The 11,823-nt window shown below is 72.3% G+C and carries 11 protein-coding genes; 9 read left to right on the forward strand and 2 right to left on the reverse strand.

The window, feature by feature from the left end; translation table 11 throughout:
* The first annotated feature begins 29 nt into the window (after positions 1-29).
* A complete protein-coding gene (locus ACFW5B_RS02315; RefSeq protein WP_386431916.1) occupies positions 30-1,085 on the forward strand; it encodes an LLM class F420-dependent oxidoreductase in 1,056 nt (351 codons plus the stop codon).
* 267 nt (positions 1,086-1,352) lie between these two features.
* Positions 1,353-2,141: a ferritin-like domain-containing protein gene (locus ACFW5B_RS02320; protein ID WP_386431919.1), complete on the forward strand. Its 789-nt coding sequence runs from the start codon at positions 1,353-1,355 to the stop codon at positions 2,139-2,141.
* A gap of 28 nt (positions 2,142-2,169) precedes the next feature.
* Here ACFW5B_RS02320 and corA read toward each other — a convergent pair whose 3' ends face one another.
* A complete protein-coding gene (gene corA, locus ACFW5B_RS02325; protein ID WP_386431922.1) occupies positions 2,170-3,156 on the reverse strand; it encodes a magnesium/cobalt transporter CorA in 987 nt (328 codons plus the stop codon).
* Between the two features lie 113 nt (positions 3,157-3,269).
* On the opposite strand from corA, the gene ACFW5B_RS02330 reads away from it, so the two are divergent.
* The 4 genes from ACFW5B_RS02330 to mshC all read left to right on the forward strand — a co-directional run bounded on the left by ACFW5B_RS02330 (position 3,270) and on the right by mshC (position 6,928).
* Positions 3,270-3,968 (forward strand): histidine phosphatase family protein, encoded by a 699-nt coding sequence (locus ACFW5B_RS02330; protein WP_386431925.1) that lies wholly within the window; start codon positions 3,270-3,272, stop codon positions 3,966-3,968.
* A gap of 120 nt (positions 3,969-4,088) precedes the next feature.
* Positions 4,089-4,679: a DUF3090 domain-containing protein gene (locus tag ACFW5B_RS02335; RefSeq protein WP_386431929.1), complete on the forward strand. Its 591-nt coding sequence runs from the start codon at positions 4,089-4,091 to the stop codon at positions 4,677-4,679.
* Entirely contained in the window at positions 4,643-5,569 is a 927-nt protein-coding gene (locus ACFW5B_RS02340; RefSeq protein WP_386431932.1) for an SCO1664 family protein, read from the forward strand. Before ACFW5B_RS02335 ends, ACFW5B_RS02340 begins: the two co-directional genes overlap by 37 nt.
* Before the next feature lie 129 nt (positions 5,570-5,698).
* Complete coding sequence (mshC, locus tag ACFW5B_RS02345) at positions 5,699-6,928, forward strand: cysteine--1-D-myo-inosityl 2-amino-2-deoxy-alpha-D-glucopyranoside ligase (RefSeq protein ID WP_386431935.1); 1,230 nt, start codon at positions 5,699-5,701, stop codon at positions 6,926-6,928.
* A 248-nt stretch (positions 6,929-7,176) separates the two neighbouring features.
* Here the strand turns inward: mshC and ACFW5B_RS02350 are convergent, their stop codons facing one another.
* Positions 7,177-8,319: a PAC2 family protein gene (locus ACFW5B_RS02350; protein WP_386431938.1), complete on the reverse strand. Its 1,143-nt coding sequence runs from the start codon at positions 8,317-8,319 to the stop codon at positions 7,177-7,179.
* Positions 8,320-8,547: 228 nt separating this feature from the next.
* Here ACFW5B_RS02350 and ACFW5B_RS02355 point away from each other — a divergent pair, with 228 nt between their 5' ends.
* From ACFW5B_RS02355 to ACFW5B_RS02365, 3 genes are all read left to right on the forward strand, one after another.
* Positions 8,548-9,921: an enolase C-terminal domain-like protein gene (locus tag ACFW5B_RS02355; RefSeq protein WP_386431941.1), complete on the forward strand. Its 1,374-nt coding sequence runs from the start codon at positions 8,548-8,550 to the stop codon at positions 9,919-9,921.
* Positions 9,918-10,727 carry an SDR family NAD(P)-dependent oxidoreductase gene (locus ACFW5B_RS02360; protein ID WP_386431944.1) on the forward strand — a complete coding sequence of 270 codons (810 nt, stop codon included), beginning with the start codon at positions 9,918-9,920 and terminating at the stop codon, positions 10,725-10,727. The genes ACFW5B_RS02355 and ACFW5B_RS02360 overlap by 4 nt, the downstream gene beginning before the upstream one ends.
* A gap of 65 nt (positions 10,728-10,792) precedes the next feature.
* Positions 10,793-11,821, forward strand: a complete 1,029-nt coding sequence (locus ACFW5B_RS02365) for a sugar ABC transporter substrate-binding protein (protein ID WP_386431947.1) — start codon at positions 10,793-10,795, stop codon at positions 11,819-11,821.
* Positions 11,822-11,823: the final 2 nt, after the last annotated feature.

Consider the following 11,823-nt stretch of genomic DNA (forward strand, 5'->3'; position numbering starts at 1 on the left):
CGACGTTACTGATCGGTAAGGGGAGCGGCATGAGGCTTGGCATCAACCTCGGCTACTGGGGCGCCGGGATGGACTCCGACAATCTCGCGGTGGCACAGGAGGCCGACCGTCTCGGCTACTCCGTCTGCTGGGCCGCGGAGGCCTACGGTTCCGACGCCGCCACCGTGCTCTCCTGGGTCGCCGCCCAGACCGAGCGGATCGACATCGGTTCGGCGATCTTCCAGATCCCGGCGCGTACGCCCGCGATGACCGCGATGACGGCCTCGACCCTGGACTCCCTCTCCGGCGGCCGCTTCCGGCTGGGGCTCGGTGTCTCGGGGCCGCAGGTGTCCGAGGGCTGGTACGGCGTCAAGTTCGACAAGCCGCTGGCGCGCACCCGTGAGTACGTGGACATCGTCCGCAAGGCGATGTCGCGCGAGCGGCTGTCCTACGAGGGCGAGCACTGGACCCTCCCGCTGCCGGGCGGTCCGGGCAAGCCGCTGAAGCTCACCGTGCACCCGCAGCGCGAGCACATCCCGCTCTACATCGCCGCGATCGGCCCCAAGAACCTCCAGCAGACCGGCGAGATCGCCGACGGAGCGCTGCTGATTTTCCCTTCGGCCGACCACCTGGAGGAGACCGCGATCGCGCACCTCCGGGCCGGCCGCGAGAAGGCGGGCAAGACACTGGAGGGCTTCGACGTCTGTCCTACGCTGCCGCTCGCCGTCGGCGCGGACAAGGACGTCAGCGCGCTGGCCGACATGTTCCGTCCGTACACCGCCCTGTACGTCGGCGGCATGGGCAGCCCGAAGCAGAACTTCTACAACCAGCTCGCGCAGCGCATGGGGTACGGGAAGGAAGCCGCCGAAATCCAGGGCAAGTACCTGTCCGGCGACAAGGAGGGTGCCGCCGCCGCGATCCCGGAGGAGCTGATCGACCAGACCACGCTGCTCGGTTCCGTGGAGCGGATCGCCGAGCGGATGCAGGCCTACGCGGCCGTCGGTGTGACCACGCTGACGCTGGCTCCGGCGGGCTTCACCCTGGAGGACCGGCTGGCGTCGCTGCGGGCCGGCACGGAGGCCCTGGAGCGCGCCGGTCTGGCGTAGCGGCCATCGGGTGCGGGCCGTCGGGCCGTGCCCGGCCCGGCGTCCGGAGCGCCGGGCCGCGCAAGCTCCACGGCCGTGGTGGGGGCTCGGGGGTCTTCCCCACCACGGCCGTCAGGCAGCACAACGCGGTCACGGGCGGGCTGGTTACGCCCGCGAAGGGGGCACCTCTCGCCCGGACGGCCGAACGGACAGCCGCTCCGGTTGCCGCCCATGGAACACCCGAATTGACTCTTCCTTTGCGGGTGTGTCCGTTCGGAGGTGGCAAAGATGCTCTCGGCCCGAAGCCTGTTCCAGGAGATCGTCGACAACGACGACTCCTTCCGTTTGTTCTGCTCCATCGCGGCCAGCGGCGAGGCCCAGGGGGGCTGGGAGAACGGCCGGATCGCCGCGCTGGTGCCCGCTTCGATGGCCGTGCTCGCGCCCAAGGTCGCCCGGCACGGTGCCGACGAGGACAAGCACGGCCGGATCTTCCAGGCCCTGATGCGCCGGCGCGGACTGCAGCCGACCGAGGTCCCGGTGGAGACGGACTACACCGCGCTGCTGGAACGGCGGGGCATCGGCCTGACGCACGACAAGCTGCGCCGCAACGAGCCGCTCACCGAGTTCGACATCATCACCTACCTGTCTCACAGCCGGGTCACCGAACAGCGCGCCGCCGACCAGATGGTGATGCTCACCAAGCACTTCGGCGACCACCCCGAGCTGGGCAAGGCGGTCCGGATGATCTCCCACGACGAGGACAACCACCTCGCGTACTGCCACGAGGAGCTGCTGCGGCTGGCCCGCGCCGGGCACGGCCGCACCATCCAGCGGATCCTGCGCGAGTGTGCCCACGCCGAGATCGTCGTCTACCGGGACGTCAGCCTGGCGGTGATGGCCCACATGGGCCGCATCCTGAAGTGGCCGACGGCGAAGTCCGCCGCGCTGGCCGCCGGGATCCGGGCGGTGCACGGCTACGAGCGGATGGTCGGCTGGCGGCGGATGGTCAGCCTCCGGATGCCCGAGCGGCGGAACGCGCTGGGCGGACCGGCCACCTCCGCCACGGAGTTCGCCTGAGCGGACCGGCCCCACGGCCCGCGGGAGGTCAGAGCCAGCCGCGGCGCTTGAACAGCCGGTACAGCGACACCTCGATGATCACCATCACGCCCAGGATCACCGGATACCCCAGGTTCCACTTCAGCTCCGGCATGTTGTCGAAGTTCATGCCGTAGACCCCGGCGATCAGGGTCGGGACGGCCGCCAGCGCCGCCCAGGCCGAGATCTTGCGCATGTCGTCGTTCTGCCGTACGCCCATCTGCGCGAGATGGGCGGAGAGGATGTCCGACAACAGCCGGTCCAGGCCCTCCACCGACTCGTTGGCGCGGGTGAGGTGGTCGTCCACGTCGCGGAAGAACGGCCGGGCGTGCGCGTGCACGAACGGCACCCCGGGGTTCTGGAGACGGGCCATCGGCTCCGCCAACGGGCCGGTCGCCCGGCGGAATTCGAGCACCTCGCGCTTGAAGGCGTAGATCTCGGCGGCGGTGTTCCGGGTGTCCCGCCCGCGTACCGGAGCGAACACCTCCGCCTCCAACTCCTCCAGGTCCAGCTGGAGTTCGGAGGCCACCTCGATGTAGTGGTCCACCACCGCGTCGCTGACGGCGTAGAGCACCGCCCCCGGACCGTGCCGCAGGATCTCCGGATGCTCCTCCAGCCGGTGCCGCACCGCCGCCAGCGGGCTGGCCTCACCGTGCCGGACCGTGACCACGAACGCGTCGCCGACGAAGACCATCAGCTCCGAAGCGGTCACCGTGTCGGCCCGGTCGTCGTAGGTGACCGGCTTCAGCACCATGAACAGCGAGTCGTCGTAGACCTCCAGCTTGGGCCGCTGATGCGCCTTGAGCGCGTCCTCGACGGCCAGCGGGTGCAGCGCGAATTCGGACCGGACGCGCGCGAACTCCTCCTCGGTCGGCTCGTACATCCCCAGCCACAGGAAGGAGTGCCCCTCGGCCCGGGCTTCCTCCAGGGCGTGGGAGAAGTCGGTCGTGCACTCGGTGCGACGGCCCTCGCGGTAGATGGCGCTGTCGACGATCACACCGGCATTCTCGCGCGTCGCCCGGCCACCTGCCAGGAAGCCGCCCGGCCGTCCGCCGGGAAGACCTCCGGCCACCTGCCGGGGAAAGGGGCGGGGAACGTAGGGTGGCGGTCATGCCCACGCTGATCCTGGTGCGGCACGGCCGCTCCACCGCCAACACCGCCGGAGTGCTCGCCGGGCGCGCGCCCGGAGTCGCCCTCGACGAGCGCGGCGCCGTCCAGTCCGCCGCGCTGCCCGCACGGCTGGCGCAGGTGCCGCTGACCGCCGTCGTCTCCAGCCCGCTGCAGCGCTGCCGGGAGACCGTGGCGCCGCTGCTGGACGCCCGGCCGTGGCTCACGCTGCACATCGAGGACCGGATCAACGAATGCGACTACGGCGCGTGGTCGGGCCGGAAGCTCGCCGAGCTGAGCGACGAGCCGCTGATGGAGGTCGTCCAGCAGCACCCGTCCGCGGCCGCCTTCCCCGGCGGAGAGTCGATGCGCGCGATGCAGGCCCGCGCGGTGGACGCGGTGCGTGACTGGAACGCCCGGATCGAGGAGGCGCACGGCCCCGAGGCGACGTACGCCATGTGCTCGCACGGCGACATCATCAAGGCCCTGGTCGCCGACGCGCTGGGCATGCACCTCGACCTCTTCCAGCGGATCTCCGTCGAGCCCTGCTCCGTCACCGCGATCCGCTACACCCGGCTGCGCCCCTACCTCGTCCGGCTCGGGGACACCGGAGACTTCGGGTCGCTCGCGCCCCGGGAGGACGGCGGCACCGCGGCGGGCGAGCGGGACGCGGCCGTCGGCGGTGGTGCGGGAGCAGCGTGATCAGTCGGCGCAGTAGGGTGGTGCGACGGCGCTGCCCGCCACGCACCTGCGATCCGCGCAGTGACCGCAGGACGTGCAGCGACCGCAGTGACCCCGCAGTCGAGCAATCGGAGCAGGACGTTGTCCCGTCAGGTGTTCTTCTACGACGCGCCGGACCGCTTCGTGGCCGGTACGGTCGGGCTGCCTGGCCGCCGTAGCTTCTACCTCCAGGCCACCGCGGCCGGCCGGACCACCAGCGTCGCCCTGGAGAAGACGCAGGTCGCCGCCCTCGCCGAGCGGATCGACGAACTGCTCGACGAGGTCGTACGGCGCAGCGGCGGAAACGCCCCGGTGCCCGCCGTCTCGCCCACCGAGCTGTCCGACACCGCGCCGCTGGAATCGCCGGTCGAGGAGGAGTTCCGGGTCGGCACGATGGCGCTCGCCTGGGACGGCGAGGACGAGCGGATGATCGTCGAGGCGCAGGCGCTGGTCGAGCTGGACGCGGACACCGACGAGGACCTCGCCGACGCCGAGGAGCGGCTGCTCCAGGACGACGAGAACGGCCCGCCGATGCTGCGGGTGCGCCTGACCGGCACGATGGCCAGGGCGTTCGCCAAGCGGGCGCTGGAGGTCGTCAACGCCGGCCGGCCGCCGTGCCCGCTGTGCAGCCTGCCGCTCGACCCGGAGGGACACGTATGCCCGCGCCAGAACGGATACCGACGGGACGCCTGAGCGCCATGGAGTCCGCCGCAGAGCCCGCCGCGCCGCTGCCCGGTCCCGCACACCCGCAGGACCTGCCGGCGGCCGCGCCGGAGCCCGCCGGGAATCCGTCCGGCACGCTGCTCGCCGAAGGTGAGCTGACCGTCCGCGGCCGCATCGAGGACGCCTCCAACGCGGTCCTCTACTGCACCGTCGCCTCCGACGGCCACAGCGCCGCCTGTGTCTACAAGCCGGTGGCCGGCGAGCGCCCGCTGTGGGACTTCCCGGACGGCACCCTCGCCCAGCGTGAGGTCGCCGCGTACGAGATCTCCCGGGCCTGCGGCTGGGACCTGGTCCCCCCGACGGTGCTGCGGGACGGCCCGTACGGCACCGGCATGGTCCAGGAGTGGATCGATCCGCCGGAGAGCAGCGACAAGGTGCCCGAGCTGCTGGCGCTGGTGGAGGACGAGGAGCCGGGGCCCGGCTGGAAGACGGTCGGGCTCGCGCAGATCGGCGAGGGCCGCACCGCGCTGCTGGTGCACGCCGACCACCCGCGGCTGCGGCGGCTCGCGGTGCTCGACGCGGTAATCAACAACGGTGACCGCAAGGGCGGCCATCTGCTGCCCGGCGACGACGGGCAGTTCTTCGCCATTGACCACGGGGTGACCTTCCACGCCGAGGACAAGCTGCGCACCCTGCTGTGGGGATGGGCGGGCGAGCCGCTGACCGACGAGGCGCTGGAGGCCCTGCGGGGCCTGGAGCGGGAACTGGCCGACGGCCGGCCGCTCGCCGCCCGACTGGCCGAACTGCTCACGGACGCCGAGACCGAGGCGCTGCGGGCGCGGGTGGCGGGGCTGCTGCGCAGCGGCCGGCACCCGGAGCCGAGCGGCGAATGGCCGGCGATCCCCTGGCCGCCCGTCTGATCCGCCGGGATTCCGGGCCGTATCGGCGGCGCTCCCTTGCACGTCCGGCCGTCGAACACAAGACCGCCTTTCCGGCCAGACCTCCGGTCCGGTTCGTATACGGAACATCCGTCCGGTTACGCTCAAGGCATGCATGCATGGCCCGCTTCTGAGGTCCCCGCCCTGCCTGGCCAGGGCCGCGACCTGAGGATCCACGACACCGCGACCGGCGGACGGGTGACCCTCGCCCCCGGTCCCGTCGCCCGTATCTACGTCTGCGGCATCACGCCGTACGACGCCACCCACATGGGGCACGCGGCGACCTACAACGCGTTCGACCTGGTTCAGCGCGTGTGGCTCGACACGAAGCGCCAGGTGCACTACGTGCAGAACGTCACCGATGTCGACGATCCGCTGCTGGAGCGGGCCGTGGCCACCGGCGACGACTGGACCGCGCTCGCCGAGCGCGAGACCGCCCTCTTCCGCGAGGACATGACGGCCCTGCGGATGCTGCCGCCCCGCCACTACATAGGCGCCGTCGAGTCGATACCCGGCATCGTCCCGCTGGTGGAGCGGCTGCGCGACGCCGGCGCCGCCTACGAACTGGACGGTGACATCTACTTCTCCGTCGAATCCGACCCGCACTTCGGCGAGGTCTCCCGGCTGGACGCCGAGGCGATGCGGCTGCTCTCCGCCGAACGCGGCGGCGACCCGGAGCGCGAGGGCAAGAAGAACCCGCTCGACCCGATGCTGTGGATGGCCGCCCGGGACGGGGAGCCGAGCTGGGACGGCGGCTCGCTGGGCCGCGGCCGGCCCGGCTGGCACATCGAGTGCGTCGCCATCGCCCTGGAGCACCTCGGCATGGGCTTCGACGTCCAGGGCGGCGGCTCCGACCTCGCCTTCCCGCACCACGAGATGGGCGCCTCGCACGCCCAGGCGCTCACCGGCGAGCACCCGTTCGCCAAGGCGTATGTGCACGCCGGGATGGTGGCCCTCAACGGCGAGAAGATGTCCAAGTCCAAGGGCAACCTCGTCTTCGTCTCCGCGGTGCGGCGCGACGGCACCGACCCGGCCGCGATCCGTCTGGCGCTGCTGGCACACCACTACCGCGCCGACTGGGAGTGGACGGACGCGGTGCTGGACGAGGCCATGGCCCGGCTGGCGAGCTGGCGGGCCGCCGTCTCCCGTCCTGACGGCCCGTCTGCCGACGCCCTGCTGGAGGAGATCCGTACGGCGCTCGCCGACGACCTGGACTCCCCGGCCGCCCTCGCGGCGGTCGACCGCTGGGCCGCCGCACAGCAGGACGGGGGCGGCACCGACGAGAGCGCCCCCGGTCTCGTCTCCCGCGCGGTCGACGCGCTGCTCGGCGTGGCCCTGTAACGACCCGTCATATCCGTCCTTCAGGGGCGCTTCCGTCGGCTGCGGCCGGTGGGAGCGCCCCTTTTTCCTTGTGGCGGAGGCGACTTGGGGTGGTGCGGGCTCGTGGTGCTTGCGGGCCCTGCGGTTGTGCGGGCTCGGTGCCACGGTGGCTCACCGCGGTCATGGCTCCGGCAGGAACAGGCCAGGGGCGCCGCACCGGCCCGTAGCCCGTGCGGCGCCCCTGGTGTGCCGGGGAGCGGTCCCCGGTCTCAGCTCCCGCTGCCCTCCGGGCCGTCCTCCGGGCCCGAGTCGGCGGAGTCCGTGCCGCCCGACGGGTCCGGGGTCTGTGTGCTGTCACTGCCCTGGGCGGTGTCCTTCGATCCCGCCGGTCCCGTGTGTCCGGTCGGACCTGTCGCCGTGTCGTCGCCGCTCCTCGGCTCGCGGGGCTCCTTGGAGACCGGGCGGGGCGGACGGGTGCGGCCGCTGGTGGTGTCGCGGAGGTAGGAGCTGTCGCGGCCGTCGGCGAGCCCGCCCTCGGTCGCGACGCCGGGGCCGGGCTGCGGGTCGCGGCGGCGCAGATAGCGTTCGAACTCGCGGGCGATGGCCTCGCCGGACGCCTCCGGCAGATCCGCGGTGTCCCGCGCCTCCTCCAGCGACTGGACGTACTCGGCCACCTCGCTGTCCTCCGCCGCGAGTTGGTCCACGCCCAGCTGCCAGGCGCGGGCGTCCTCGGTGAGTTCGCCCAGCGGGATACGGACGTCGAGGAGGTCCTCCAGGCGGTTCAGCAGCGCCAGGCTGGCCTTCGGGTTGGGCGGCTGGGAGACGTAGTGCGGCACCGCGGCCCACAGGCTCACCGCGGGGACGCCGGCATGGGTGCACGCCTCCTGGAGGATGCCGACGATGCCCGTGGGGCCTTCGTAGCGGGACTCCTCCAGGTCGAGCCGGCTCGCCAGGTCCGCGTCCGAGGTGACCCCGCTGACCGGCACCGGGCGGGTGTGCGGGGTGTCGCCGAGCAGCGAGCCCAGCACCACCAGCATCTCCACGCCCAACTCATGGGCGAAGCCGAGGATCTCGTTGCAGAACGAGCGCCAGCGCATGCTGGGCTCGATCCCGCGGACCAGTACCAGGTCGCGGGTGCGCCCCTTGCCGTTGGTGTCGCCGACGCGGACGACGGAGAGACGGGTCGTCGGCCAAGTGATCTTGCGTACCCCGCCGTCCAGGAAGACGGTGGGGCGGTTCACCTGGAAGTCGTAGTAGTCCTCCGCGTCCAGCGCGGCGAAGACCTCGCCCTTCCATTCCCGGTCGAGATGAGCGACCGCGGCGGAGGCGGCGTCGCCGGCGTCGTTCCAGCCTTCGAACGCGGCCACCATGACCGGGTCGATCAGCTCGGGTACCCCCTCGAGCTCGATCACCCAGCGCCTCCTTCCGACCGGGCCGGCCGCCTGGGGCGGCCGCCGGCAGCAGTTCCATTGCGTGCGCTCCCAAGACTACGGCTTCCGCGGTGCCGGTCCGTAGCCCCTTTGCGGGAAGGGCTCGCGATTCATCCGACCTGTCGCCAGGGAGGTTGTCTCAACTTCCCTACGCGGTCTGGACGCGGTCTCTCGCACGGGTCTATACATCGGATGTCCAGGAAAGGTCCGATGTTCTTCCGCAACATCCCTGGGGGCATGCGCATGGCCGCGACCGGCACCGTCACCGCGCTCGAGGTCCACGACATCCGCTTCCCCACCTCGGAGCAGCTCGACGGCTCGGACGCGATGAACCCGGACCCCGACTACTCCGCCGCCTACGCCGTGCTGCACACCGGCGGCGGACCGCAGGGGCACGGCCTCTGCTTCACCATCGGGCGCGGCAACGAGGTCATGGCCGCCGCGATCCGGTCCCTCGCGCCCTGCGTCGTCGGCCGCCCCGCCCCCGCCACCGCCGCCGATCTCGCCGCCCTGCACCACGACCTCACCCACGACTCCCAGCTGCGCTGGCTCGGCCCCGAGAAGGGGGTGATGCACATGGCGGCCGGGGCGCTGGTCAACGCCGCCTGGGACCTGGCCGCGCGCCGGGCCGGGCTGCCGGTGTGGGAGTTCCTCGCCGCGCTGAGCCCGGAGGAGCTGGTCTCGCTGGTCGACTTCCGCTACCTCTCCGATGCCCTCACCCCCGGCGAGGCGCTGGCCCTGCTGCGCGCCGCCGAACCCGGCCGCGCCGGCCGCGCCGCCCGCCTCAAGGCCGAGGGCTACCCCGCGTACACCACCTCGCCCGGCTGGCTCGGCCACGACGACCGCAAGCTGGTCCGGCTGGCGAAGGCAGCGGTGGCCGACGGCTTCGGGCAGATCAAGCTGAAGGTGGGCGCCGACCTCGACGACGACAAACGGCGGATGCGGCTGGCCCGGGAGGCGGTCGGCCCCGGCGTACGGATCGCGGTCGACGCCAACCAGCGCTGGGACGTGGCCGAGGCGGTCCGCTGGATGACCGCGCTGGCGCCCTACGCCCCGTACTGGATCGAGGAACCGACCAGCCCCGATGACGTCCTCGGGCACGCCGCGGTGCGCTCCGGGCAGCCCGTGAAGGTCGCCACCGGTGAACACGTCGCCAACCGGGTGGTCTTCAAACAACTGCTGCAGGCCGGTGCCGTGGACTTCGTGCAGATCGACGCGGCGCGGGTCGCCGGGGTCAACGAGAACCTCGCGATCCTGCTGCTCGCCGCGAAGTACGGGGTGCCGGTGTGCCCGCACGCCGGCGGGGTGGGGCTGTGCGAGCTGGTGCAGCATCTGGCGATGTTCGACTACGTGGCGGTGTCCGGGAGTTGGGAGGACCGGGTCATCGAGTACGTCGACCATCTGCACGACCACTTCAGCGACCCCGTCGTCATCGACCGCGGCCGCTACCGCGCCCCGACCGCCCCCGGCTTCTCCGCCCGGATGAAGCCGGCTTCCCTGGCCTCCCACCGCTTCCCCGACGGGCCCGTATGGCGCGCCCGACAGCCGCAGCACCACCGAGGCGAGCAGGAGGTCTCCGTATGAGCGACGGAAGGAGCGGCGGACCGCGCACCGGCGGCCACCCGGCCGACTTCGCCGGGATGGCCGCCCTCGTCACCGGCGGCGGCTCCGGCATCGGGGCGGCCACCGCCGCGGTGCTGCTGGCGCGCGGCGCGCGGGTCGCCGTCCTGGACCGGGACCCGTCCGGCGCGCCACCCGGGGCGGTCCCGGTCACCGCGGACGTCACCTCCGACGCCGCCGTACGGGCTGCCGTCCGCGAGGCGGTGGAGGAGCTGGGCGCGCTGCACACCCTCGTCGGCAACGCCGGTATCGGCGCCGTCGGCACCGTCGAGGACAACGACGACACCGAGTGGCGCCGGGTGCTGGACGTCAATGTGCTGGGGCTGGTGCGCACCGCCCGTGCCGCGCTGCCGGCCCTGCGCCGTGCCGCCGCCGAGGCCCCGGGCCGGGTCTCCATCACCCACACCTGTTCCATCGCCGCCACCGCGGGCCTGCCGCAGCGCGCGCTGTACGGCGCCAGCAAGGGCGCGGTGCTCTCACTGACCCTGGCGATGGCCGCCGACCACGTCCGCGAGGGCATCCGCGTCAACTGCGTCAATCCGGGCACCGCCGACACCCCGTGGATCGGCCGGCTGCTGGACCGCGCCGCCGACCCGGCCGCCGAACGCGCCGCCCTCCACGCCCGCCAGCCGATGGGCCGCATGGTCGCCGCCGCCGAAGTGGCCGCCGCCATCGCCTCGTTGGCGTCCCCCACCGCCTCCGGCATCACGGGGACGGCACTCGCCGTGGACGGGGGGATGCAGGGCGTGCGGCTGCGGGAGGTGAGGTGACGGGGCGGGGTGGGGGAGCACCGCAAGAGCCGCAAGAGCCGTACACCTTGACCAAGGGACCACCCATGAGACTGCGTACGACCGGCGCGGCCGCCTGGGCCGCGGTGCTCGCCGTCGCCGCGCTCGCCGGCTGCAACCGCGGCAGCGACGCGGCGGCCGGCCGGATCGGCATCGACCTGCCCCGTACGGACACCGACTTCTGGAACTCCTACCAGGACTATCTGGAAAAGGACCTGGCGCACGGAGGTCCGGCCGCGCTGCCGCCGTCCAATTCGCAGAACGACATCGCCAAGGTCGTCTCCAACGTGCAGGCGCTGACCGACCAGGGCGCCAAAGCGATCGTCATGGCACCGCAGGACACCGGCGCCGTCACCGCCGCGCTGGAGCGCCTGGCGGAGAAGAAGATCCCGGTGGTGAGCGTGGATACCCGCCCCGACGCGGGCCCGGTCTACATGGTCGTACGCGCCGACAACCGCGCCTACGGCGAGAAGTCCTGTGACTACCTCGGCAGCCGGCTCGGCGGCACGGGCCGGGTCGCCGAACTCCAGGGTGACCTCAGCTCGGTCAACGGGCGGGACCGCTCCGAGGCGTTCGCGTCCTGCATGAAGGAGAAGTACCCGAAGATCACCGTGCACGAGCTGACCACGGACTGGAAGGGCGAGGTCGCCTCCGCCAAGCTCCAGAGCCTGCTCGCCCAGCACCCGGACCTCGACGGCATCTATCTGCAGGCCGGCGGCGCCTTCCTGCGGCCCACGCTCGCCCTCCTGAAGCAGCGCAAGCGGCTGAAGCCGGCCGGCTCCGACGGGCACATCACCCTCATCTCCAACGACGGCATACCGGATGAACTGGACGCGATCCGCGCCGGCACCCTCGACGCCACCCTCTCCCAGCCCGCCGACCTCTACGCCAAGTACGCGCTCTACTACGCCAGGGCGGGCCTGGCCGGCAAGACCTTCCGGCCGGGGCCCACCGATCACGGCTCCACCATCGTGAAGATCAAGAACGGTCTGGAGGACCAGCTGCCGGCGCCCCTGGTCACCAAGGACACCGTCGACGACAAGAAGCTGTGGGCCAATCAACTAGAGAAGAAGTAGCG

Origin of the sequence: Streptomyces sp. NPDC058773, from assembly GCF_042746015.1 — a bacterium.
Lineage (GTDB): Bacteria > Actinomycetota > Actinomycetes > Streptomycetales > Streptomycetaceae > Streptomyces.

Excerpts from the sequence above, each read along its gene's own strand:
- mshC (WP_386431935.1), top strand. The coding sequence starts at position 5,699 with ATGCATGCATGGCCCGCTTCTGAGGTCCCCGCCCTGCCTGGCCAGGGC.
- ACFW5B_RS02315 (WP_386431916.1), top strand. The coding sequence starts at position 30 with ATGAGGCTTGGCATCAACCTCGGCTACTGGGGCGCCGGGATGGACTCC.
- ACFW5B_RS02330 (WP_386431925.1), top strand. The coding sequence starts at position 3,270 with ATGCCCACGCTGATCCTGGTGCGGCACGGCCGCTCCACCGCCAACACC.
- ACFW5B_RS02340 (WP_386431932.1), top strand. The coding sequence starts at position 4,643 with ATGCCCGCGCCAGAACGGATACCGACGGGACGCCTGAGCGCCATGGAG.
- ACFW5B_RS02355 (WP_386431941.1), top strand. The coding sequence starts at position 8,548 with ATGTTCTTCCGCAACATCCCTGGGGGCATGCGCATGGCCGCGACCGGC.
- ACFW5B_RS02360 (WP_386431944.1), top strand. The coding sequence starts at position 9,918 with ATGAGCGACGGAAGGAGCGGCGGACCGCGCACCGGCGGCCACCCGGCC.
- ACFW5B_RS02365 (WP_386431947.1), top strand. The coding sequence starts at position 10,793 with ATGAGACTGCGTACGACCGGCGCGGCCGCCTGGGCCGCGGTGCTCGCC.
- ACFW5B_RS02320 (WP_386431919.1), top strand. The coding sequence starts at position 1,353 with ATGCTCTCGGCCCGAAGCCTGTTCCAGGAGATCGTCGACAACGACGAC.